21 protein-coding genes, 1 pseudogene and 1 riboswitch are annotated in these 22,378 nt (G+C 53.2%); of the genes and pseudogenes, 15 read left to right on the forward strand and 7 right to left on the reverse strand.

Translation table 11 applies throughout. The features are described 5' to 3' along the window. The first annotated feature begins 1 nt into the window (after window position 1). The 3 genes from EJQ19_RS18065 to lepB all read left to right on the forward strand — a co-directional run bounded on the left by EJQ19_RS18065 (window position 2) and on the right by lepB (window position 2,074). Window positions 2-775, forward strand: a complete 774-nt coding sequence (locus EJQ19_RS18065) for a hypothetical protein (protein ID WP_126142633.1) — start codon at window positions 2-4, stop codon at window positions 773-775. Between the two features lie 72 nt (window positions 776-847). After that, the gene (locus EJQ19_RS18070) at window positions 848-1,504 is read left to right on the forward strand and encodes a hypothetical protein (RefSeq protein ID WP_126142634.1); all 657 of its coding nucleotides are present in this window, start codon (window positions 848-850) and stop codon (window positions 1,502-1,504) included. Window positions 1,505-1,516: 12 nt separating this feature from the next. Continuing rightward, entirely contained in the window at window positions 1,517-2,074 is a 558-nt protein-coding gene (lepB, locus tag EJQ19_RS18075) for a signal peptidase I (RefSeq protein ID WP_126142635.1), read from the forward strand. Between the two features lie 40 nt (window positions 2,075-2,114). On the opposite strand, the gene EJQ19_RS18080 is transcribed toward lepB, so the two are convergent. Then, window positions 2,115-2,750, reverse strand: coding sequence for a response regulator (locus tag EJQ19_RS18080; protein WP_126142699.1), 636 nt, complete (start codon window positions 2,748-2,750; stop codon window positions 2,115-2,117). 161 nt (window positions 2,751-2,911) lie between these two features. Here EJQ19_RS18080 and EJQ19_RS18085 point away from each other — a divergent pair, with 161 nt between their 5' ends. Genes EJQ19_RS18085 through EJQ19_RS18095 form a run of 3 tightly spaced genes read left to right on the forward strand, consistent with a single transcriptional unit; the run spans window position 2,912 to window position 6,005 of the window. Then, complete coding sequence (locus EJQ19_RS18085) at window positions 2,912-4,468, forward strand: sensor histidine kinase (protein ID WP_126142636.1); 1,557 nt, start codon at window positions 2,912-2,914, stop codon at window positions 4,466-4,468. Beyond that, window positions 4,461-4,856 carry a response regulator gene (locus EJQ19_RS18090; protein ID WP_126142637.1) on the forward strand — a complete coding sequence of 132 codons (396 nt, stop codon included), beginning with the start codon at window positions 4,461-4,463 and terminating at the stop codon, window positions 4,854-4,856. Before EJQ19_RS18085 ends, EJQ19_RS18090 begins: the two co-directional genes overlap by 8 nt. A gap of 27 nt (window positions 4,857-4,883) precedes the next feature. Then, window positions 4,884-6,005 (forward strand): HD-GYP domain-containing protein, encoded by a 1,122-nt coding sequence (locus tag EJQ19_RS18095; protein WP_126142638.1) that lies wholly within the window; start codon window positions 4,884-4,886, stop codon window positions 6,003-6,005. Between the two features lie 59 nt (window positions 6,006-6,064). Here EJQ19_RS18095 and EJQ19_RS18100 read toward each other — a convergent pair whose 3' ends face one another. The 3 genes from EJQ19_RS18100 to EJQ19_RS18110 form a co-directional block, all read right to left on the reverse strand. Further along, entirely contained in the window at window positions 6,065-6,820 is a 756-nt protein-coding gene (locus tag EJQ19_RS18100) for a DeoR/GlpR family DNA-binding transcription regulator (RefSeq protein WP_164716605.1), read from the reverse strand. A gap of 124 nt (window positions 6,821-6,944) precedes the next feature. Next, window positions 6,945-7,883 (reverse strand): aldo/keto reductase, encoded by a 939-nt coding sequence (locus EJQ19_RS18105; RefSeq protein ID WP_126142640.1) that lies wholly within the window; start codon window positions 7,881-7,883, stop codon window positions 6,945-6,947. Window positions 7,884-7,906: 23 nt separating this feature from the next. Beyond that, the gene (locus tag EJQ19_RS18110; protein ID WP_126142641.1) at window positions 7,907-8,908 is read right to left on the reverse strand and encodes a Gfo/Idh/MocA family protein; all 1,002 of its coding nucleotides are present in this window, start codon (window positions 8,906-8,908) and stop codon (window positions 7,907-7,909) included. A gap of 148 nt (window positions 8,909-9,056) precedes the next feature. Here EJQ19_RS18110 and EJQ19_RS18115 point away from each other — a divergent pair, with 148 nt between their 5' ends. Continuing rightward, window positions 9,057-9,887, forward strand: coding sequence for a helix-turn-helix transcriptional regulator (locus tag EJQ19_RS18115; protein WP_338143338.1), 831 nt, complete (start codon window positions 9,057-9,059; stop codon window positions 9,885-9,887). Here the strand turns inward: EJQ19_RS18115 and EJQ19_RS18120 are convergent. Then, entirely contained in the window at window positions 9,876-10,691 is an 816-nt protein-coding gene (locus EJQ19_RS18120) for a glycosyltransferase family 2 protein (protein WP_420901689.1), read from the reverse strand. The two genes, EJQ19_RS18115 and EJQ19_RS18120, sit on opposite strands and share 12 nt — an antisense overlap. A 95-nt stretch (window positions 10,692-10,786) precedes the next feature. Between EJQ19_RS18120 and EJQ19_RS18125 the strand changes: the two genes are divergently transcribed. From EJQ19_RS18125 to EJQ19_RS18155, 6 genes and pseudogenes are all read left to right on the forward strand, one after another. Continuing rightward, window positions 10,787-13,189 (forward strand): HAD family hydrolase, encoded by a 2,403-nt coding sequence (locus tag EJQ19_RS18125; RefSeq protein ID WP_126142644.1) that lies wholly within the window; start codon window positions 10,787-10,789, stop codon window positions 13,187-13,189. A gap of 93 nt (window positions 13,190-13,282) precedes the next feature. After that, window positions 13,283-13,924, forward strand: coding sequence for a DUF2238 domain-containing protein (locus EJQ19_RS18130; RefSeq protein WP_126142645.1), 642 nt, complete (start codon window positions 13,283-13,285; stop codon window positions 13,922-13,924). A gap of 56 nt (window positions 13,925-13,980) precedes the next feature. Next, window positions 13,981-15,034 (forward strand): annotated as a pseudogene (locus EJQ19_RS32605) (lactonase family protein). A gap of 833 nt (window positions 15,035-15,867) precedes the next feature. After that, the gene (locus EJQ19_RS18145) at window positions 15,868-16,320 is read left to right on the forward strand and encodes a MarR family winged helix-turn-helix transcriptional regulator (protein WP_126142648.1); all 453 of its coding nucleotides are present in this window, start codon (window positions 15,868-15,870) and stop codon (window positions 16,318-16,320) included. Beyond that, window positions 16,317-17,582 (forward strand): MFS transporter, encoded by a 1,266-nt coding sequence (locus tag EJQ19_RS18150; RefSeq protein WP_126142649.1) that lies wholly within the window; start codon window positions 16,317-16,319, stop codon window positions 17,580-17,582. The genes EJQ19_RS18145 and EJQ19_RS18150 overlap by 4 nt, the downstream gene beginning before the upstream one ends. Window positions 17,583-17,687: 105 nt before the next feature. Then, window positions 17,688-18,092, forward strand: coding sequence for a hypothetical protein (locus EJQ19_RS18155; RefSeq protein ID WP_126142650.1), 405 nt, complete (start codon window positions 17,688-17,690; stop codon window positions 18,090-18,092). Window positions 18,093-18,173: 81 nt separating this feature from the next. Here EJQ19_RS18155 and EJQ19_RS18160 read toward each other — a convergent pair whose 3' ends face one another. Further along, window positions 18,174-18,512, reverse strand: coding sequence for a LytTR family transcriptional regulator DNA-binding domain-containing protein (locus tag EJQ19_RS18160; RefSeq protein WP_126142651.1), 339 nt, complete (start codon window positions 18,510-18,512; stop codon window positions 18,174-18,176). A 194-nt stretch (window positions 18,513-18,706) separates the two neighbouring features. Next, the gene (locus tag EJQ19_RS18165; RefSeq protein WP_126142652.1) at window positions 18,707-20,131 is read right to left on the reverse strand and encodes an NAD(P)/FAD-dependent oxidoreductase; all 1,425 of its coding nucleotides are present in this window, start codon (window positions 20,129-20,131) and stop codon (window positions 18,707-18,709) included. A 60-nt stretch (window positions 20,132-20,191) separates the two neighbouring features. Next, window positions 20,192-20,291, reverse strand: a riboswitch (purine riboswitch). Between the two features lie 181 nt (window positions 20,292-20,472). On the opposite strand from EJQ19_RS18165, the gene EJQ19_RS18170 reads away from it, so the two are divergent. Further along, window positions 20,473-21,471: a LacI family DNA-binding transcriptional regulator gene (locus EJQ19_RS18170; protein WP_126142653.1), complete on the forward strand. Its 999-nt coding sequence runs from the start codon at window positions 20,473-20,475 to the stop codon at window positions 21,469-21,471. Window positions 21,472-21,546: 75 nt separating this feature from the next. Next, complete coding sequence (locus EJQ19_RS18175) at window positions 21,547-22,161, forward strand: PH domain-containing protein (RefSeq protein WP_126142654.1); 615 nt, start codon at window positions 21,547-21,549, stop codon at window positions 22,159-22,161. The last annotated feature ends 217 nt before the right edge of the window (window positions 22,162-22,378 follow it).

Genomic DNA, 22,378 nt, shown 5'->3' on the forward strand with positions numbered 1-22,378 from the left:
GATGAAAGCATTGAAAAGCAAATTGGCAGTAGGCGTAATTGCAACCGGATTGGTAGCGGGTATGGGGACAGCTTTTGCGGCGACGGACGCGGGTGTACAACTGCAAAGCTGGTATAACACAGCGACTTCTGCAGCTAAAGCAGCGATTTCAGGGGATTTCGGAAGCTATTACACATCGAAAACAACGGATTTGAACACTACGGTTCAATCCGGCATTGATGCAGCACGGGTGAACATTGCAACGACGGGCAGAGCAGAATTGGCTGATGCGAACGCTGCTATTAAAAGTCAAAAAGATACTTACGCATCGCAAATTACTTCGACTGGCAACGACATTACAAACAGTATCGCTGGTGAATACGATTCGTTCGTAAGCGGTGTGAATATTTCTACGAATGCTAACGTAGCAGCAATCGGCGTACAAGATACGAAAAACATCCAAAATGCAGTTAAAAACCACGAAGGCGTGTACATGAATCGTTTGAATGATGGTGTCGCGAGTACAACAACTACGGCAACTAACGAACTGTCCGCGCAAATTCTGGCGACGAAATCTACGCTGGAAGGTTTAATTGCTACTGAAAAATCAACAGCAACAGCAGAAGTGAAAGCGAATTTGGATTCCCAAATCAGCACTCTGCAAGCTCAGCTTCAACAACTGACGACAGAGCTTCAGCAAGCTGCGCAAGGAAGAATTGCGGATAAAGCAGATCAGTTGACAACGGCTTCCTTGGCTCAGCTCGACAGCATCGTTGGCGCAATCACGACCCCATAAGGCAAATTCCAAAGCCGGAGCCCCGTCTTCGCGGGCTTCGGCTCTTTCTAATCACTCTGAGGAGGTGGCAGCATGAAAAGCAGACAGAAGAACAGTCCATTCACCAAGAAGCGGAAAATCGCAGCTGGAATTGTTTCTTTAACAGCGATCCTTACGGCCTCGGCCGGGATTTCCTATGCAGATCTGGACATTGCAGGTTCGATGGCTTCCTGGTTTTCCAAAAAATCGGAACAAGCGATGCAAAGCCTGGATCAATCGATGAAGTCAGAGACGGAAGCGCAGAAAGAAGCGTTGAAGAAAGAATTGCAGCTTCGACTGGAAGCAGCATCCCACAGTTTGGATGCTTATACCGAAGAGCAGAAGCGGGCACAGCTGGACATTCTCGATCAGTATGCCCAGCGTTTGCTGGATAAAATGGATCTTCGCACGGCACAGGATCGGGAGCAAATTCTGAATAAGCTGCAAGCGATTGTGGCGAGTGCAGAGGCAGGGATGAATGCGCTCGCCGATAGCTACACACCGCCGGCGTTGGTGTATGTTCCTTCTCCAGGGGCAGGTGCACCCGGAGGGGGGCAGCCGCAGCCGCAACCGCAACCGGCGCAACCGCAGCCTGCGCAACCACAGCCGGCTGAGCCGCAGCCAGCTCAGCCGCCGACCGTGACAACGGATGTCTACGGACCGCAAGAAACGCCGGCCACCGTCGTGACGGCAACCTACAATGAATCGTAAGGGGAATCACGCATGGATGAATTGACGCCGGACGTCCCGGCACCAGGAAAAAGTAAGAGCGAAGTATGGGGATGGATTCGATTTCTTTTATTGTTGGCGTTGGTCTTTATTCTGATTAATAACATGATCGGCCTGACTAGGGTGTCCGGCAATTCCATGAATCCATCGCTGCATAACGGAAACGTGCTGCTCATGAATAAGCTTTCGCTTTTCTTCTCCTCGCCGAAATACGGGGATGTGGTTGTACTAAAGGATGAACGTTTGGGTTACAGCATCATTAAACGGGTTATCGGCGTACCGGGCGACCACGTTCTGATTACGGGCGGCGTCATTTATGTAAACGGCAGTCCGCTGGCCGAGCTGTATACCGTTGGAAAATCTGAGGACATGGCTGAACAGATTGTAGCAAACGGTCATTTGTTTGTAGTTGGAGACAATCGGACGCTGGGCGAAAGCAAGGACAGCCGGGACCCCTCCTTGGGGCAGGTGTCCATTCAGGCGCTTAAGGGGTACGCTGCCTTTTCCTTGTTCCCTTTTCACGCTATCCCCAAGCCGCTTGAGCTGAAATAAAAGAAGATCCGCAGGTCGCTACCGGCGGATCTTTGGCATATTAGCGCTGCAGCTCGAATTCGACTAGCCCTTTGGAGAGCGCGTAAAGCGCTGCTTGCGTTCGATCTGTGAGCTCCAGCTTGGCCAGGATTTGGCTGACGTGCTTTTTGACCGTGAACTCCGTAATATACAGATCCCCGGCAATCTCTTTGTTGGAACACCCTTTGCCAAGAGCGCAGAGCACTTCAAGTTCTTTCGGCGTGAGATCGTCAAGGGGGGCTTTAGCCGAGTTTGCCGGTTCTTCCATGAAGGCGTTCATAAGGCTGGCATCGTAATATTTGCGGCCTCGCCCCACGACTTCGACCGCGTAGATCAAATCCTCGGGGAAAGCTTCCTTCAAGCAGATGCCTTCGACCTGCAGCGCCTTGGCTTCTTGCAACTCGCTGCGTGTAATCGAAGAGGTCAGCAGCATGAATTTGCACGCAGACCCGGTTTGACGAGCTTTACGAATCAACTGTAAACCGTTCTCGTTGCCGAGATTGATATCGACGAGAGCCAGATCGGGTTCCAATTGCTGATGAAGCGCCAGCGCCTCAAGGGTCGAGCCAGCTTCTCCGACGACTTGAACGAGCGGGCTGGCGGATACAATCATGCGAATACCTTGCCGGACAAGGGGATGGTCATCAAGAATGATCATGCGAAGCAACGGGATAACCTCCAATAATTAACCATGATATGATATAGTAAATATAGTTCCTAATACCTATGACTTTGAGACTACAACTTCTCTTTTCATTGTAGCTTACTGAAATTGAAATAACCATCAAGATTACATTAAGTTTTCGGGAGTAATTCGACATGATTCTACAGGGACAGAGCCAAGCAAATCTCAATGTATTCGTTGGCTGCAAATGGGTGCTGCTGCTTGCCGGTTTATGGTTGTATGTTGAAAATTACAGCCTGCAGCCCGAACTGCTGCTGTTGGTAATTTTGGCGCAAACGGTATTTACCTTGGCTTACCTTCAGGTTCAAAACAAATGGGGTTGGTTGGCGACAGCGGCCTTGGATTTGACGTGCACGCTTTACCTCCTGAGCCGTACAGGCGGTCTTTCCAGCACACTGTTGGTCTATAGCTTTGCAGGCATCCTGCCTTGGAAAAGGCTGATGGGCTGGAAACAGTACTATGCGATTGTTCTTGTTTACGCAGCGCTGCTGCCGCTGCTCCTGCGTTGGCTGCCCGGCCCGACGGGGGAACTTGAAGCTAGTCGGTATTGGGGGTACGGGTTTCTTGTTTTCATCTTTTGTGTTTTGATCGGCTTATATCAACATAGCAGACTAGCGGTCTATCATACGTACAGGCAGCTTGCGATGATTTACAGGGCGCGTACTTATGCCGCGTCATCGTCTTCCATTGAAAGGATTCCTTATACGGAGGAGCTGCTCAGAAAAGCATTGGATGGCCGCGATGTGCTGCTGATTTTGCCCGTATGGCTGGAGTCGGGGAAAGTTCAGAGCTGGAAGCATACCTATTATGCGAACTATTTGCAGCAAAATCCGCCATCTTTCCCTAAACAATATGCGAATCTCCCCTCCCCAACGGGGGAAAGGGTGCCGTATTATATAAAAACGTTGACGGATCGTCGGGGAAGCCATTACGGTTGGCTGTTGGTGAGGGCAAATAAGCATGAATTAACGACGATACATAAAATGTATATTCAGCTTATGCTGATTCGCCTGGAAGCCGACCATTTCGTGCAAGAAGAGCTGGCTCACTCAGCGGAGGCTGCGGTCTCTCTGGAGCGGGAGACGATTGCTCAGAACATCCATGACGGCATTGCCCAGGAATTGTTTTTCATTTCGATTCAACTTTTTCAACTTAAGCAAGCGCTTCCGCAAGACGCTCGCGAGCAGATGCTTCCGCACGTCTTGGAAGTGGAGAGGAAGGTGAAAGAAAGCCACCGGGATATTCGGCAGTTCATTACCGAGCTCAAAGATGAGAAAAGAAAGATCAATCTCCATCATGCGATTGAAAAGCTGCTGCATCGGGTAACGGAGCATACGAAGGTAAGGCCGGTTTTTGTGAAAAATGGTTGGACGCCGCACGAACAATTGGAGGTGGAAGAAGCCATTTACCACCTTGTTGAGGAAGCGGCCAATAATGTCGTCAAGCACGCGCAGGCCAGTCATTTGTACGTCAATATTGAGGTGACCAGTGTGCAGTGGGAAGTAACCGTCAAGGACGATGGCAGAGGGATGGCAATCCGGGAGGAACTTACGCAGCGGCATTTTGGTCTCGAAGGCATGGAGAACCGGATCAAAGCCTTGAACGGAACGCTTGTTGTTCAATCTGAACCTGGTGCAGGTACGACGGTTACGGCTTGTATTCCGCGAGAAAGGGGTGTCGGATTTGTATAGGGTAGTTGTTGCGGATGATCGAGAAATCGTAAGGGCCGGCTTGCGTATGCTGCTGGAAGGCTGCGGGTCCTACGAGGTGGCGGGGGAAGCGGCGAATGGCGAAGAAGCCCTTTCGCAGGTTATCAAGCTTGCGCCTGACCTGCTGCTGACCGATCTGAAAATGCCGGGCATCCCGATTATTGAAGGGGCGCGCGTTTTGAAAGCGCTCTTTCCGCAATTGAAGATTATGATCGTAACAGCATTCGATGAAAGTGAAGATATATACCGTGCCTTCAACGCGGGTGTGGACGGATATTTGATGAAAGATACGAGCCCGGAGACGATTCTTTCCGCAATGCATGCCGTCATGAACGGAGCTTCCATGTTTCTTGCGAGGGAACGGACTTGAGTTCGCAGACCTAAGGGAGATTGAACAATGAAGTTTTTACAGCGATTAGGGAGTTATCCGATTCATTTGCTTATTATGATCATCATCGGGGGATTGTCGACCCTGTGCGCGGCATGCGGAGCCGTTTACTGGCTAATCACCCGGAATGTCGAATCCCAGCTGTACATGGTGGCCTCTGCGACCGTTGCGCTTTTTGGCTGGGGAATGTATGGCCTCCAATGGAAGCTGCCTACGCACCGCCTCTATGCGCAAAGGCTGGCGCCGACTGTCATTTTTGCGGTGATGGCGCTCATTTCTCTTTACGACCCAATTGGCTTAAAGCTGCTGTGGGTGGCGATCGTTTTCTTTCCGATCATGTTGAGTCTGATGGTGGAACGCAGGGCCTATGCTTATGGCTCCTTGCTGTTTCTGCTGTATTTCATCGCTTTTCACTGGCTAAGCATGGGCTTTAAGGGGAGCGGCAACGCGTTTCCTATCCTCGACATCATTGCGAAAAACGCATATGCGATCGGAAGCGTACTGCTTGGAGCACTCATTCAATTGACGGTTCGCAAAAGCAAACGCGATGCAGAGATCGCCTCTCTTCACAAACAAAAGCAGCAGGTCATCAACATGCTGCAGTCGTTCATTCCGGTCGGCGAGCGCAAAACGCAAACATCACGCAAGGAAATCGGCGAAATGAGCGCGTTGCTCAAGAAGCTGGTTCATGTCTGCGGCGGTGTCTCTGTACAGGAGTGGGAGATTGATTTGCTGTCGCTCATGCATTTTGTGAGCCGGGTGAAGCTGCCGGACTATCTGTTTGAGAAAGAAGGCAAATTGTCCGAGTTCGAATATGAGGTCGTGCACGAGCACTGTTATATGGCACGGGAATTGTGCGAGGGCATCCCGGACTTTCAAGAAGTGGAGCGGACGTTTCTATATCATCATGAGAAAATAGATGGGACCGGCTACCCGTACCGGCTGGTGGGGGCGCAAGTGCCGGCTTTATCTCAAATGCTGGGCATTGTGGAGATGTACTTGGCGATGACGACGCCGCGTTCGTATCGCGAGGAGAACTCCAAGCAGGAAGCGTTCCTGGAGATTCAAAAGCATAGCGGCACATCGTTTCGCGCCGACATCGTCGAGGCATTCGGGAAAGTGATTCGCTAAAATGATAACCGCCACTTGGCACGCGATATCTTCGCTGCCGAGTGGCGGTTTTGTGCTTTTTACAAGAACGGTGTCCCCGCTTCTTTGAATGCATGCTTCATCTCCGGCGTAATGGCCGAGTCGCTGATGATGCCGACGGCTTCCTGGACTTCGCCGATGACGAAGAGGGAGCTGCGCGTGAATTTGGAATGATCCGCTACGAGATACGTCTCCATGGACTGCCTCATCATGCGGCGGTTCGTCTCCGCCTCCAGCTCGTTGTAAATCATCATGCCTCGCGAAAGCGAGACGCCGTCGCAGCCCATGAACGTCTTGCGGATGCTGAGATTGTCAAGCGTCGCGTTCGCCAGAGGGCCTGACAGCTCGAATGTCTGGGTGCGGATCACACCACCGGTGAGTATAAGCTGGAGACCGGGCGTTCCGATCAATTCATAAGCGATGTTGACGGCATTGGTGATGACCGTCAGGTTTTTGAACTGATTGAGCTTCTTGGCAATGAACGTCGTCGTCGTGCCGCCCGTCAGTCCGATAATATCGCCGTCTTCAATAAAGCGCAGCGCTTTGTCGGCGATTTCTTTTTTCTCTTCGGTTAAAAGATCCATTTTGTTGAAGAAAGGAACCTCGACCTTCAAGCTTTCGAGGACGGCACCGCCGAAAGTGCGGATGCACCGTTTTTCACTTTCCAAAATTTCGAGATCCCGCCGTGCCGTCGCTTCGGATACGCCAAATTGCTTCACAATGTCTATGAGGGCAATCGAACCTTTGTCTTTCAGCGCCTGCATAATGGCGTCTCGGCGAATGTCAGTCTTTCCCATAGGACCTCCTAAAGTATTCATTCCGCCTAACATGCTTTTCATTATCTTAACATGGCACGGATGCGGAGTCTACGGGACGGGCAGGCGGGTGTCTCAAAAATGACCTTAAAGCTTGGGCTGTCGGTTAGACCGCAGCACCGGTCAAGTCAAGCCACGCCAACTCTTCGCGCGTAAGCTTGATTTGTGCGCCATCGCGGCAGGAGATCATCTCCGCCTCGCTGCGCGGACCGATCAGCGCGCAGGCCGGGAGCGGCTGGCTGATCACGTAAGCAAGTGCGATCTGAATCATGCTCACGCCTTTCTCGGCTGCGAGCTGCTTCGCACGCTCAAGGCGAAGCCAGTTCTCATCGTTGTAGAACACGCGAACCATATCGGCATTGTCGCGCACATCAGGCGAGAACTTGCCGGTAAAGAAGCCACGCGCTTGCGAAGACCAGGAAAGCAGCGGGAACTGGTTGGCTTCATACCAACGCAGCGCTTCACTGTCCACCGATACGCAGCCCGCCCAGAACGGCTCATTCGGTTTGGCGAGGCTCAGGTTCGGGGAACTGAAGCTGAACCCGATCAGACCGTGCTTCGCCGCATAGTCCGCCGCTTCCTGCAGGCGCTCGTGCGTCCAGTTCGAGCCGCCGAAAGCACGGATGCGGCCGGCTTCGACGTGCTCGTTCAGCGCTTCCAGAATGTGACCGACCGGTACGTTCGGATCGTCGCGGTGCAAGCCGTACAGATCGATGTAGTCGGTGCGCATGCGCTCCAGACTCGTAAACAGGTCGCTGCGAATCGCTTCGCTGTTCACGCGCGGGCCGTCGCCTTTCGGGTGAGCGCCTTTCGTGAAGAGCACCATCGACTCGCGTTTGCCCGTCTCATCGAGCCAGCGGCCGATCGCTTGCTCGCTTTCGCCGCCGCAATAGTTATGGGCGGAATCGATGCAATTGCCCCCGATCGCAAGGTAATGCCCTAGAATTTCGCTGACAACCGGACCGTTCGACAAGTTGAAAAAGTCGGAACCCATGATCAGTTTGGAAACCGGTTTGTTCAGACCTTTAATTTGAATATGCTCCACGTGAGAAGCCTCCTTCATCTATATTAGTGAGATAACACGATGCGAGCGCGCTCTTCCGCCGACTTGAGGCAGGCGTCCAGCACTTTCATGTTGGCAATGGCATCCTGCGGGGCAAAACGCAGCGATTTGCGGCCCCACGCGGCATAAGCCAGATCATCGGCCTGCAGCGCATATTGGTTGAGCAGCGTAACGGACTCTGTGCGCTCGTCGGCGCCGACGATTACTTGGAAATCCGTCGTTTCTTGCGTAGGCGTGACAAACGCGGACGGCAGCACGATGCGGCCCTTCGAGCCGAGAATTTCCAGGCGGTTGCGGAACGCCGCCCACATGCCGCAGTCGAATGTCAGGGCGACATTGCCGCTGAATTCTACAAGGCCGGACATCATCATGTCGACATTGTCATGCTCCGGCGAGAAGAAGGCGTGCGTTGTCACCGCTTCCGGCTCGCGGCCGAGCAGGAGGCGCGCAGCGCTGATCGGGTAGCAGCCGACGTCGTACAGCGAACCGCCGCCCCACTCGCGCTTGTAGCGAACATTGGCGTGATCGTCCGGGTTGCTGAACGTGAAAGTGCCGTGGATACCGCGAATGTCGCCGATTTCGCCGGAGGCGATAATTTCCTGTACGCGCGCATAACGCGGGTGATGACGGTACATGAACGCTTCGGCAAACAGGACGCCGTTCTCCTCGCAAGCGCTTACCATTTCCTCAGTTTCCGCTGCGGTTAAAGCGGCCGGCTTCTCGCAAAGTACATGCTTACCGGCTTGAGCGGCGCGGATCGTCCATGGCTTATGGAGGTGATTCGGGAGCGGAATGTAGACCGCATCGATGTCCGGATCGGCCAGCAATTCCTCGTACGAGCCGTAGGCTTTCGGAATGTTCAGGCTGGCGGCAGCCTCTTGAGATTTCTGAAGGTCGCGGGAAGCGATCGCGGTGACGACTCCCGTTTCCGATTGGGCAATACCTGGAATGCAAGCGCGCATAGCGATTTTGGCACAGCCGAGAATGCCCCAGCGAAGTTTGGTCATGGCGTGTATATCTCCTTTTTGGATGAAAAGTAGTGAAGTTATATTGTTATTATAGATTGTGTTATTTAAAATGAATATAATAATATATTGAATAGACTATCGGGATATTGTCATTAGAGCGAGGGCGAATGCGATGAGGAGACATGTGATGTTGCCGAAGCTGCAGCAGTCGGATTTTTTTATTTTTCCCGAGTCCGTAGGCTGGTATAAGGATTCGCCGAACCATGAAGTCGACCGCCCCGAGGGACTGTGGACGACCTACAGCTTGCACGTCATCATGGCCGGCAAAGGGTATGTGGAGCTGGAAGGCGAGGTACATACACTGCAAAAGGGCGATGCCTTTCTCTTTTTCCCGTATCAAAAACAGTTCTATTACAGCTCGAAGGATGAGCCATGGGATGTGAGATGGGTGCATTTCTATGGGGATCACTTGCGGGAATTCCTTGTAGCCAAAGGATTTCTGCGCAATTTGTGGACGCTTAAGCGGAGCGCCGAGCTAGAGCAATCGCTGCTCGAGCTGTTGGAGGAGGCGGAGCTTCATCAAATTTTGCGGCCGACGCAGCTCAGCACGTTGAATTACCGCATTTTGAGCGAATTTATGAGCTATGCGGCGCCGCTGGCCGTGAACCGGGGCATGGAATCGGTGGAGCGCATTGTGACGCTTCTGCCGGCGATGCAGCAAAAAGCCTGCGAGCCCTTTGTTCTCGAGGAATGGGCGGAGCTCGCAGGCGTGAGCACGTATTATTTTTGCAAATTGTTTCGGAAAGCGACGTCGATGACGCCGCTGTCGTTCATAACGCTGTGCCGCATGCAGTATGCGAAACAGCGACTGATCGAGAAAGAGAATTGGCCGATCAAAGACATCGCCCAGGAAGCGGGCTATACGAGCCCGAGCTATTTTAACCAGCGTTTTCACGAGCATGAAGGGATGACGCCGAGCGAATTTCGGACTTTATACGCGAAAGGGCTATACAGTTAGACGTGAGCGGATCGGCTGGCGATCCCAGACGATTTCGGTCTGTGCTTGCCGAGCTTTGACTTCGGGTTCTTCGAGCAGCAGGAAAAAGTTTTTGGTCGGCAGCTCGCCGAGACCGTGCTTGGCGGAGAGCAGGTCCAGAAAGGGTCGCATGCTGTCATGCTGACCGGACATGTTGCTCTGCCCATCCTGCGCGAAGGCGTAGAGGACGCTGGCGATGGGGGCTCTTTTCACCCTGAAATCCTGAACGGCCCGGAGGAAGAAATCCCAGTCCCAATAGTGGAACATTTCCTCATCAAAGCCGCCGAGCGCTTTAATCAAGGCCGGGCGGAAAAGGCAGCCGGAGGAAAAGAAGGTCGAGAACCGGCGCATCGCCGGAATGTCGAATTCGTAGGCGAATAGGAAGCGGTTCGTGATGATGCGGGCATTATTTTCAAAAGCGTAATTGAAAATTTCCACATCGGGGTAGACGAGGTCGCAGTCCTGAATTTCCGCGAGCATCCGCTCGGTGTGCATCGGCAGCAGCAAATCATCGTCATCGCAAAGCATGATGTAATCGCCTCGCACTTCTTGCAGGCCGCGGTTGCGCGCTGCAACGTGCTTTTGATTGGTCGGCATGTTAACGATTTCGATGTGCAGCTCAGGGTAAAGATCGCAGATAAAGTCGACGGAAGGTCCGCAATCGTTGACGATAATGATTTGCAAATGTTTGTACGTTTGGCGGTATAATGATTCTGCAAGCTCGGCGAGCTCAATTCGGCGGTTGTAGGTAGGGATAATGACGGAAACCAACGGTTGTTCGGACATCATGGCGCACCTCGTTTATCTAATAGAATATGTCTTCTAGCTTACCGCAATTTGCTGAAACGCTCAAATCGGTTGAATAAGAGAGGGGCATACCTGTGCAGGGCGATACGGAACTATGGAAAACGGATATGTATTTGACGGCCATCCAATTAAAAGACATCGATCTGCTTTGCCTGGATATTTTCGATACGCTGTATTTTCGGATGTGCAGTCAACCGGCTGATCTATTTGGCATAGCTGCCGGAAAGGCTCACGCCCGTGGGACGTTAGCTGCGTCGATTGCTCCGGAGGCCTTTCAGGCGATGCGGATGGAGGCGGAGCGGCGGGCAAGGGAGCGCGAGCGGGCTCGTACCGGTTTTGGCGAAGTGACGCTCCCGCTGATTTATGCGGAAATGCCGGAAACCGTCTGCGATCGAGAGGCGCTGATCGACATGGAGCTTGAAACAGAAGCGGAATACGGGTATTTGAACCCGCATATTGTCTCACTGATGAAAGCGTGCAGGGAGCGGGACATCCCGGTTGCGCTTGTATCCGATATGTACTTGCTCGGAGATCAGCTGCGCTATTTACTTGCGTCGAACGGCCTCGATCTGACGTTAATTCATTCGCTTTGGGTCTCTTCGGAGGAGGGGGACGGCAAGTCGTCCGGCTATTTATTTGAAAAAGTAAAAGCGCACTATGCACAGATCGCTTCCGGCCGTATGCTGCATATCGGCGACAACAGGGCCGCCGACGTCGACGGGGCGGCTAAAGCGGGGATTCGCTCTGTATACTACGGCGTCATCCCCGAGTCGTTTGCGAATTTGCACCACTGGGAGCAGGTGCGCCACGGTCAGGTGCTGCCTGCCTGGAAATCTTTGCGCAAGCTGGCAGGGGCCGCTTCCGGAAGAATAGCTGTTCAGCCGGGCAGCGCAGGGCAGTTCTTTTATTCGTTCGGGGCGCAGGTGCTTGGCCCGTTCTTGCAGGCTTTGTGCGAATGGGTGCTGGATCTGTGCGAAGCCGAGGGGATCGGGACGGTGCATCCGCTGATGCGCGAAGCCTATTTGCTGGGGCCGATGCTGGAGCGGGCGGCATCGCTGCGGGGGATGACGCTTGAGGTAAAGCCGGTGTACGTGTCGCGGCAAGCGGTTCTGCTGGCAGGCATGTCGAGCTTTGGAGAACGGGAACGCGATCAGCTGCTCGGCATACACGGTGTAAAAGTACACGAGCTGTGGGAGGTGCTGGAGCTGCCGGAGGAAGCGGCGGTTTTTGCGCCATGGCAGGAGCTGGAGGTTGCGGAGTGCCGCACGGTTCGCCTGGAGAACGGAGAGACGGTCTACGACCGTATTGTGAAAAGACTGAGCAGCGAAAGCGTCGAGCGCCGCATGGCGCAGACGATCGAGGTGCATCGCAGCAGGTTCATAACGTATGTGGAACAGCAATTCGGCGATCCCGCATCGCTTGTGACGCTGGACATCGGCTTTAACGGTACGATGCAGCAGGCGCTTGAACGAATCGTTGCGCTTGCCGGCGGTCAGCCTCGCATGCGCCATTTGCTCGCTGTCGGCGCAGATCGGCTCGATGCACTGCGCATGTCCGGAATGGATGTACGCAGTATGCTCCGTGCCGGAAGCGGAGGCTGCGAGGAGGGAGATCGCATTGCTCGGACGCCGGCTTTCCTGGAGGAGCTGCTGATGGGGAACTTCGGTTCGACACTTCGGTATCGGGAGGAAGAAAACGGTCTTGTAACACCGGTCACGGCGGCTTTGAAAAGATCGGAGGATGAGCTGGCTTTGAAAGCGATTTGCCAGGAGGGCGCATTCGCTTTTCAGAGGTACTATGCCTATTTGTTGGCGCATAAGGGGGCGTGGTTGCCTCGCGCCTCTCGGGAGGCTATCAGTTGGAGCAAGCCGCTCCACCGCGTGCTGGACATGCCGATGCTGCGGGAAGCCCAGGAGCTCGGCGACCTGATTCATCAGGACAATTTTGTCACCGAACACGCGGTGCCGATTTGCGAAGAGCTGGATGAGCGATGGTATGCGGATGGGGCGGAAGCCTTTTTGCTTAGCTGCAATTACGGTCAATCCGTTCTGAATGCCTACTGGCCGCAAGGTTTGGCGACGCGAAGGTTTCCTTCTTACTTATACGGTTTCTATTTGCGGAACGCGGAGCGATTCGGCCGGAAAGTCATGTTGTTCGATGTCATCGAGCGCGTCAAAGCGGCTGGATGTGTGGCTGTCGCACTCTATGGTACAGGCGGATTTGCTGAGGAGGCGATAAAGATGCTGTGGTTTCATGGGTTTTCCACACCGATGTGGATCGATCCGCAGAGGGAGGAAGCGGCCGAGCCGTGGGGAGACTTCAAGTATGCGACGCTGGCGCAGCTCGCTGAGCGGGCGGATCAGGATGGGCGCATCGCCATTGTGATCGCGGAGTTGTCGGAAATGGGGGCGCATCGCAGGCGCGTTGAGCAGGCGCTCCAAGGGCAGGAGGCGACAATTTCCATTTTCGCCGTATAACCGGCCACGGGGTCAAGGTACTACAAAAAGTTAGCACTATGGAGGCCGCTGAAAGTACAGTACGCTTTGGTTAAAAACAAAGGGGCTGTTGCTATGCGAAATCGGATAGGGCGAATGGAGGGACGTGCGGCTGCTGGTGCGGCGATATGGGCGGCGGCGTGGGGACTCTTGGCAGTCAAACCTGCGGACCGAGGAGACTGGGTGCTGGAAAATTTGCTGATTTGGCTCACGGTCGCCGGGCTTATCTTCACCTATTGGCGCTGCAGACTGTCGCTTGGCGCTTACGGGCTGCTCGGCTTGTTTCTCCTGCTGCATGCCGTCGGCGCGCATTATTCCTATGATGTGCCCCTGGTGACGGACTGGTTGAAGCAGGCGGGATTCACGGATCTATCGCGAAGTTCCTACGATCGGGTCGTGCATGCCAGCTTTGGGCTGCTTTGTGTGCTGCCGATCCGGGAAGCGTTGGGTCGCTGGACGGGAATGAAGGCGGGCGTGCAGTCTGCGGCAGCTTGCGTGACGATACTGGCGCTAGGCGCCTTTTACGAGCTGATTGAGATGTGGGTGGCTTTTCTCGTTGCGCCGGAGCTTGGCACGACTTTCGTGGGTGCGCAAGGCGATGCGTGGGATGCGCAGCATGATATGGAGTTGGCGCTGTATGGCGCTTTGTTGGCGGTCGTCCTAAGGGCTTGCTTCTCCCGCATGACGGCAAAGAAGCGTAGACAAGAGGCGGGCTGAAGGCTCATAATGGATAAAAATGAAAAAGGATTTCTCATGATGCGGAGGTTAGGAGCATGGGGTTGTTGAATGAGGCTTATTTTTATGTTGGCGCCTATACGAGTGACTCGGAGCCAACTGGCATTTCGTATTGCCGGCTGAATACGGAAACGGGTGAAATCACGATTGTGGACACGTACCGGGATTTGCCCAATGCCTCGTTCCTGGCGCTGAATGAAGCGCGGACGGTGTTGTATGCCGTCAGTGAAACGGATACCTATGAAGGACGCAAAGGCGGCTCCGTCGCGGCGTATGCCATTGCGCCTGAAACGGGCAAGCTGACGAAGCTGAACCAGCAGCCGACGGACGGCTCGGCGCCTTGTTACGTCAGCTTGGACGGTGAAGGCCGCCGCCTGTATGTCGCGAACTACATGGGCGGCAATGTCACGGTGCTTCCGATCCAAGCGGACGGAAGCTTAGGGGCGCCGGTCCAGCTGCTGCAGCATGCTGGAGCGGTCGGCCCGCGTGCGGACCGGCAGGAAGCGCCGCACGCGCATTCGATTGTCCCGACGCCGGACAATCGGTTTGCGGTTGCAGCCGATCTTGGCCTGGATCGGCTGCTGGTGTATGCGATTGCCGCGGAGAGCGGCGCTCGCGGCGGGCGCTGGCCCGCGGCATTTGGTGTTCAGCGCGGACCTGCGGTACGTGTACGCGGTGAATGAGCTGGACAGCACGGTGACGGTGCTGTCATATGACGCCGCCGCGGGCCGCATGACCGCGGTGCAGAGCTTGTCGACGCTGCCGGCAGGCTTCAGCGGCGAGAGCACTTGCGCGGACATCCATCTGTCGGGGGATGGCCGCTTCTTGTACGCGTCCAACCGCGGCGATGACAGCATCGCGGTTTACGCGGTGGACCGTCAGCGCGGGACGCTGACGGTGGCGGGTTGGGCGTCCACGCAGGGGCGGACGCCGCGGAACTTCGCCCTGTCGCCGGACGGCGGCTTCCTGCTGGCGGCGAACCAGGACGCCTCCACCCTCGTCGTCCTGCGCCGCAGCGCAGAGACAGGGCTCCTGGAGGAGACGGGCATCGCGGCGGCGATCTCGCGGCCGGTGTGCGTGAAGTTCGTGTAGGCACGCGATGCTAGCGTGCTTTGCGGGCCGCCGCACGCCGGAGCGCTCGGCGGCCCGGAACGATTGGGCGGCGTGAATACAATAAGAGCGGTGAACCGCTCTTATTTCGGTGATTCTTCCAGTAGATCTCCCAATAAGCGTGGTAAACCGCTGTTATCAAGCTGCAAACCTCCTTTTGACGGGGCATGAGGGGTAAATAAGAGCGGTTTGCCGCTTCTATTTGCAGACGATAGTGGAAAAGAGAACAAATAAGCGCGGTTTACCGCGCTTATTTGTGTTTGGCGTGTTGGAGGGAGGCAGAAGTTAGCTAGTTGTGCGAAGGGGCGGCGGAATGGGATAGAGTTGAAGGGAGAGTAAGTAGCTGGATAACTAGCTTGCTGCCTTAGGTAACGGCCAGGCTTTTGATTTCGATTTGAGGCAGGGGGAGGGTTTGGCGCAGACTCGGCGGCCCGGAAGGAGGCCAACCGACAAGGAGATTAGCCATTGGAACCACTGGCTAATTCTAGCTTGGCAGCGGATTCACTCAGAATAGCCAATAAATCGATTGGCTATTTCAGTAGATTTCCGCTTTCATTGCAATATTTTCCCAAGTTAAGCAGTGGTAACATGGCCTATTTAAGAGAATGGTTGCGGTGGAGTCCAATTAAGCCATGAAATCATTGGCTATTTACCCCAGCAGGCAGAGAACCGCTCCCCGCTGCGAATACTCAAGAAAATCGTTGCAAACGCAACGATTTTTTCATACACTAAATTAGTGGCAATTGCAACGAATCGGCAGGAAGATGATCTTTTAAGCAGGACGGTCTTATTTTAAGAGGAGGGAGGAAACGGTAATGATGGAAACGAGGAATTCTATTCCGCGGTGGATGTCACTGATTTATCGGATTGGGCAGTCGTACATAGGGGATCGGCTCAAGGTATATGGCATCGGTAAAGGGCAGCATATTTTCCTGAATGCGCTCTATCGGGAAGACGGGCTGACGCAGGAGGAGATCGCGGACTATTTGAAGATTGATAAAGGGACAACGGCGAAAGCGCTCAAGAAACTTGAGGAGCAAGGCTACGTCACCCGCCGGGTGAGCGAGAAGGATAAGCGGTGCAACGAGGTGTTTTTGACGGAGAAGGCGCTTGCGATCAAGGAGGATGTTCGGGGCGTGCTTGCCAGTTGGCGAGTGCTTCTGACGAAGGGACTGACGGACGAGGAGCGCGAAATGGCACTGAACATTTTGGAGAAAATGGGACACAATGCTGCTGAACATTACACAGGGGAGCGACTAGATGTATGAATATGAAGCTTGCAGGCTCGGTTTTTATCGATCGGCATTTTCACGCGCTTACGCATAAAAATTACCGCTACATGTGGTTTGGTCAATGCGTATCGCTCATCGGCACCTGGATGCAAAATATCGGGCAATCCTGGCTGGTGCTGACGCTCACAGGCTCGCCGCTGAAGCTCGGGTTGGTTGCCGCATGCCAGTTTCTGCCGATTTTGCTGTTTTCGTTATTTGCCGGCATTATAGTCGATAAATTTCCGAAGAAGAACATTCTGATCATCACCCAATCGGTCTCGATGATGCTTGCATTCACGCTGGCTGCGCTGGTGCTGACGGACACGGTAAGATATGAATATATTCTGGTGCTCGCTCTGCTGCTCGGGCTGAACAACACGCTGGATATGCCGACAAGGCAATCGTTTAATATTGAAATCGTCGGCAAAGAGGACTTGATGAACGCAATCGCCTTGAATTCGATGACGTTTAATCTGGCGCGTATTGTCGGACCTTCCATCGGCGCGGTGATGATGGCCTGGCTTGGCGCCGGTTGGTGCTTTTTGCTGAACGGGGTCAGCTTTATCGCGGTCTTGTACGGCATTATTCATATTGAAGCGGCTCCGTATGTGCGCAAAACGAGAGCGAAGGAAGGCGTATTGAAAGAAATCAAGGACGGCATCGTCTACATTGCCAAAGATCCGATACTTGCGCCGACCGTGCTGCTGGTTTCGGTGATCGGAACGCTGGCGTTTAATTTTAACATCCTCATTCCGGTATTTACGAAAAATGTGCTGCATATGAGTGAGACGACGTACGGTACCCTCATGTCGTGCCTGGGTGTCGGCTCGTTGACCGGGGCGCTGATGATGTCGTTTCGGAGCAAAATGGGCCCGCGCATAAAAGTCAGCATGGCGGCGAGCATTCTCGTGGCGCTCTGCTTGATCGGCAACGGCTTGTCGGGCTCGGTGTGGACGTGCGGCCTGCTGCTGGCGATGACCGGATTTTTCAACATCATGTTCTCGACGAACAGCAACTCGCTGCTGCAAATGAGCGCCAAAGAGGAATACCGCGCGCGGGTGATGAGTGTGTATTCGCTTGTTTTTGCGGGCTCGACGCCGATCGGCAGTCTGCTTTCAGGCTGGATTGCCGACCGATTCGGGGCGAACGGGGCGTTTATCGTATGCGGTGGGCTAACAGGACTGCTGTGCCTGATCATCATTTTAAAATATCGCGGAACCAAAGGAGCGTCTTCTTCGCCCATGCAGAATGCTGAATAACGGAACATATTCTTAAATTTTCACAAAGAATTTACATGTGGGTTGTCAATCCAGAACGAATCTATTAAAATATGGATAAGTTCACGTGATGGGGAGGAAGCTTTGTTGTTGCTGAAGAAGTTGAAACAGTGGATGCATAAGAAGCCGAAGCAGGAACCTGCTAACACGTTGGATTACAAAACGATGGAAATTGACGTTGTCATTAAATGCTTTGTCTCCGATAAGGATCGGCCGTTCCGGGTCATTTTTAAAGTAGAGAAGCAGGGCTCGTTTTTCACCAAAGACATATTCGTCAAACAAGTGGATGCGAAAACCCCGTATGAGCTTGTGTACAACTATTCCGCACTTGGGATGAACTATGAAGAACTGAAGAAGTATGGAAGCACCGATCATGCTGAATACGCCTTCGCGACTTTGGAAGAAGCGAGAAAGGTCAAAGAAACGACGGTCGAGTACATCCGGTTTTTAATCCGTGAGCATCAGAATGAATCGCTTTCTAAAATCTCATAAAACAGCAAAAGGAGCCTCGAATCTGTGATTCGTCGCTCCTTTGTTTTTGTGCCCGAAGGTTCGGCATCTTGCTCTCAAGGGTTACACTGATCTCTGCAGTTGGACGATTTCTTTCAACCTATGCTGGCGAAGTTTGGTGATCGGCGTATATTTGGCTTCGCTGCCTTTCGTGTCAAAAAATACTTTGCCGTCCTGAATATGTTGAATTTTGCGTGTGTTGACATAACAGTCCGTGTTCACTTTAAAGAAGGACGCATCGCTTGTCATCGCTTGAATCTGATCGGAGCTGAGGCGTTTCTTCACATGATAGTTTTTGCCATGGAACGAGACCAGCCCCTGTTCGCCAACCCGGAAATACATAATATCTTTCTCCAAATTGAAATCCTCATACGTGTTCATAACATCGAGCGCTACATTCATTGTAAAATCCCCCTTCTCAAAATGATAACGCTTTCATTTGTTGTGACGGTTTTATGTTATCACATTTAAAAGCGATTGAAAAGCCTTTTTGGACGCAAAAAAGCCAATGTTCAGCTCGATTTGAATTGAACATTGGTCTATTGAGAGAAACGTGGAAACGGATGACGAAACGTGTCCGATTTCCTCGGAAATCGTTACAACTGCACGTTGCGCGCAACCCAGACACCTGCGGCGCCGGCTTGGGCCAGACCGCGTGTGATGCCTGCGCCGTCGCCGCCGCAGTAGAGACCTTTGATCTCGGTTTCAAAGGTTTCGCTAAGCTTGGGGCGAGCGGAATAGAACTTCGCTTCGACGCCATAGAAGAGTGTATGTTCGGAAGCGATCCCCGGCGTCACTTTTTCAAGGGCGTGGATCATTTCGATCAGGCTCTTCATCGTGTTGTAAGGAAGCACGAGTCCCAGATCTCCAGGCACGGCTTCGGCCAGCGTCGGCTCAAGAAAGCCTTCGCGAATCCGGTCGGCCGTTGAGCGGCGGCCGCGCATGATGTCGCCGAATTTTTGCACGATGACGCCGCCGCTTGACAGATCGTTGGCGCGTTTGCAGATTTCCCGCGCATACTCGTTCGGCTTATCGAACGGCTCGGTGAACTTGTGCGAGACGAGCAGGGCAAAGTTCGTATTGGCGGAGCCGAGCACCGGATCTTTATAGGAATGGCCGTTCGCCGCCATGATGCCGCTGTGATTTTCCACAACAACGTGGCCGGATGGATTGCTGCAAAACGTACGTACGCGCGTCCCGACGGATGTATTGTAAACGAATTTGCCCTCGTAGAGATGCTCGTTGATTTCGCGCATGACAACGTCGGATGTTTCAACGCGTACCCCTACGTCAACTTGGTTGTTGGACATACGAAGGCGACGCTTCTTGAGCACCTGCGTCAGCCAAGCCGAGCCATCGCGGCCTGGGGCGAGCATGACGTTAGCGCTTCGAAGCTCGGTGCCGTCTTTCAGAAGGATGCCTTGGATGACGTGTTTATCGTTATCTTTGACCGTCAGGATGTCCTCGACTTCCGTTTTGAACATCATATCGATACGGGGCGTCAAGTACTCGTAGATCGATTTTAAAATCATCAAGTTTTGCTCGGTGCCGAGATGGCGAACCTGGGCGCGAAGCAATTTCAAGCCCGCTGCATAAGAGCGCTGTTCGATTTGCTTGACGGCTTCGGTCGTCGGATCCGTAATGGATTCGGTCGCTCCGTGCTGCAGGTTGATGCTGTCTACGTATCGAATCAGCTCCATGACCTTGCTTGGCGCAAGATAATCCGTCATCCAGCCGCCGAACTCCGTCGTGATGTTGAATTTGCCATCGCTGTATGCACCGGCACCGCCAAAACCGGACGTAATGGAGCAAGCGGGCAAGCAACCGGCGTAATCTTTTTTCCCGGCAGGCGGCGGACAGAGCTTGATTTTGTTTTCCAAGATGGGACAACTGCGTCTGTAGATGTCGTGACCTTTATCGACAAGCGCAATACGAGCGTTCGGATGCAGCAGCGTCATCTCATAGCAGGCGAAAATACCGGCAGGTCCTGCACCGACAACGATAAAATCATAGGCCTTCATAGCAGCAATCTCCTTCAGTACCTCAAATTTGGACGCAAAAAAACCTAGCCAACCGGGTATGCGAAAGCAAGCACCCGTCGTAGCTAGGAAGTTATGGCTTCCTCTAGAGACCCCCAAGCCAAATTCTCGGGGATATACGAACGATTCTAACGTATGTGGCTGGATCATTCTGCCTTGATTATCATAATACGAACGATAAGTTGTGTCAATCGGAGAATGTTCGTGAAATTTCGGTGACCATTTTGTTTCTTATCAATCTATGGTACGGTTAAGGAAGTTAGAGGGCTGCAGTGTCGTCAAACGCTTTGTCCCCTTAGATTAGTTGGGAATGGGTGAATGAGATGGTAAGCAGAAAAGAGGTCGCAGACCGGGCTGGCGTATCTTCAGCCGTGGTCTCGTATGTTTTGAATGACCGGAAAATTGTTAAGGAAGAAACGCGAAGAAAGGTGCTGCAAGCGATTGAGGAATTGGGCTATCAGCCGAATCTGCTCGCGCGCAGCTTGAAAACGAAAAAAACGAAGCAAATCGCTGTGCTTGTCAATTATCTCGGCAATCCGTTTGAGGCAGGTATCTTGCTGCATCTGGAGCATGAATTGAGAGAGCATGGGTACTTTGTTTTTTTCCATACGTATCGGAAGGAAGAGGAAGATCAACTCAAGAGCGTTTTCATGGGCAGGGTCGATGGCATCCTGCTGCTGGGACAATCCTTGCAAGCATCGACGGTGGCCGATTTTGAATCACGCGAGGTGCCGGTGGTGTCTGTGATGCAGCCCGGCCAGGCGGGGAGCCGCATCGCTTACCGGGATCTGGACTGGGAGGCGGAGCTGCTCAAGCTCATCCGGCATTTGCAGGAGCAGGGGCACACGCGCATCGGTTTTATGAGCGGAGAAATCGCGAGCGCGAGCCATTACGAGGTGCGGTTCGAGGGGTTCCTGCGAGCCTTGGCTGCGGCGGGATTAACGTGGCATCCGGAGGACCAATTGGATGGTGGCGGGCGCTTTGAGGATGCGGAAAGGGCACTGGGCGTGAGGCTCGCGGCAGGGAAGGCGCCCTTTACGGCGCTCGTTGGCGCGAACGATCTGATGGCGGCCGGCTGCCTGTCCGCTTGCCGCGGAGCCGGAGTGCGCGTTCCCGAGGAACTGGCTGTAGCAGGGTGCGAAAATATTTTGATGTCGGCGCAAACGGATCCTCCGCTCACGACGCTACATTATCCTCGTCAGCCGATGGCGACTGAGGCCGTAGGACTTCTTTTGGCGATGATTGATGGCGTGCAGGCGGACATGAAGGCGCTGGATGGCGAGTTGATCGTTCGGGGATCCACGGTTCGGATTCATGGCTAGAGCTTCGGCTTTTGTCGGCAGTGGAAATCAGTTATACTGAAATGGTGAAATCTATCAGAAAAGAGGATGATTGCCATGTTCAAAAAGCTCGCGGCAGATGCGCTCGGACTCAGCGATATTGGAAAAGTCATTAGTCCGGCCGATTTCGATAAGGTCGATTCTGACGATTACGTCATGCATGAGGACGGCGAGAAAGTATTCTTCATTATTAAGTCGAAGAAAGACGAGTACTGCTTTACGAATCTTGCGCTCATTCATCTGGACGGTGATAGTGCGATCAGCAGCAAACGGATGCTGAAACGGTACACGTATCATTCTCACGCCATTTCGGATGTGTATCTGGAGACGGCGGGGACCATTGATTTGGATGTTGAAATCAAATTTACGATCGGTTCCGTCGCTTTTTCGATTGATGTGGACAAAAAACAGATTGAACAGATCAAAGACCTGTACAAAGCGCTTAACAAAATTGCCGAGACGGTCGAGCACAACGACCATTTATACGACTATGCCAAGCAAAGCGTGATGATCGCTAAAGAAGCGACAGGCCGTATTTCGACGGAAGCGACTGCGGTCAGCAGCGAGTTCGACGCGATTAACGCGTCCGTGTACAATTGGCTCAAGACGAAGCATACGGAGCTGAAAATTAAGGATTTTGGATTTATATTTGAGCGTTATATCAATAATTAGTTGAAATGCACGTGGGAAGAATAGCAGTAAAATCGGGGGGCCCTATATAGGGGCCTCTTTGTGCATGGTTAGGCACCTATTGGTGTGGTGGTAGTAAATAAATGGTAAAAGATTTTTAAAAACAGTCATTTTAGTTGCTTAGAAGATCGCCTATTTTTGATTACAATACCCAATATAGGGAGGTGAAAGCGCTTTACGAGGGATTGGAACTCCAACT

This window comes from Paenibacillus whitsoniae, from assembly GCF_003955665.1.
Lineage (GTDB): Bacteria > Bacillota > Bacilli > Paenibacillales > NBRC-103111 > Paenibacillus_E > Paenibacillus_E whitsoniae.

Excerpts from the sequence above, each read along its gene's own strand:
- EJQ19_RS18065 (WP_126142633.1), top strand. The coding sequence starts at position 2 with ATGAAAGCATTGAAAAGCAAATTGGCAGTAGGCGTAATTGCAACCGGA.
- EJQ19_RS18070 (WP_126142634.1), top strand. The coding sequence starts at position 848 with ATGAAAAGCAGACAGAAGAACAGTCCATTCACCAAGAAGCGGAAAATC.
- lepB (WP_126142635.1), top strand. The coding sequence starts at position 1,517 with ATGGATGAATTGACGCCGGACGTCCCGGCACCAGGAAAAAGTAAGAGC.
- EJQ19_RS18080 (WP_126142699.1), bottom strand. The coding sequence starts at position 2,750 with ATGATCATTCTTGATGACCATCCCCTTGTCCGGCAAGGTATTCGCATG.
- EJQ19_RS18085 (WP_126142636.1), top strand. The coding sequence starts at position 2,912 with ATGATTCTACAGGGACAGAGCCAAGCAAATCTCAATGTATTCGTTGGC.
- EJQ19_RS18095 (WP_126142638.1), top strand. The coding sequence starts at position 4,884 with ATGAAGTTTTTACAGCGATTAGGGAGTTATCCGATTCATTTGCTTATT.
- EJQ19_RS18100 (WP_164716605.1), bottom strand. The coding sequence starts at position 6,820 with ATGGGAAAGACTGACATTCGCCGAGACGCCATTATGCAGGCGCTGAAA.
- EJQ19_RS18110 (WP_126142641.1), bottom strand. The coding sequence starts at position 8,908 with ATGACCAAACTTCGCTGGGGCATTCTCGGCTGTGCCAAAATCGCTATG.
- EJQ19_RS18115 (WP_338143338.1), top strand. The coding sequence starts at position 9,057 with ATGTTGCCGAAGCTGCAGCAGTCGGATTTTTTTATTTTTCCCGAGTCC.
- EJQ19_RS18120 (WP_420901689.1), bottom strand. The coding sequence starts at position 10,691 with ATGTCCGAACAACCGTTGGTTTCCGTCATTATCCCTACCTACAACCGC.
- EJQ19_RS18130 (WP_126142645.1), top strand. The coding sequence starts at position 13,283 with ATGCGAAATCGGATAGGGCGAATGGAGGGACGTGCGGCTGCTGGTGCG.
- EJQ19_RS18145 (WP_126142648.1), top strand. The coding sequence starts at position 15,868 with ATGATGGAAACGAGGAATTCTATTCCGCGGTGGATGTCACTGATTTAT.
- EJQ19_RS18150 (WP_126142649.1), top strand. The coding sequence starts at position 16,317 with ATGAATATGAAGCTTGCAGGCTCGGTTTTTATCGATCGGCATTTTCAC.
- EJQ19_RS18160 (WP_126142651.1), bottom strand. The coding sequence starts at position 18,512 with ATGAATGTAGCGCTCGATGTTATGAACACGTATGAGGATTTCAATTTG.
- EJQ19_RS18165 (WP_126142652.1), bottom strand. The coding sequence starts at position 20,131 with ATGAAGGCCTATGATTTTATCGTTGTCGGTGCAGGACCTGCCGGTATT.
- EJQ19_RS18170 (WP_126142653.1), top strand. The coding sequence starts at position 20,473 with ATGGTAAGCAGAAAAGAGGTCGCAGACCGGGCTGGCGTATCTTCAGCC.
- EJQ19_RS18175 (WP_126142654.1), top strand. The coding sequence starts at position 21,547 with ATGTTCAAAAAGCTCGCGGCAGATGCGCTCGGACTCAGCGATATTGGA.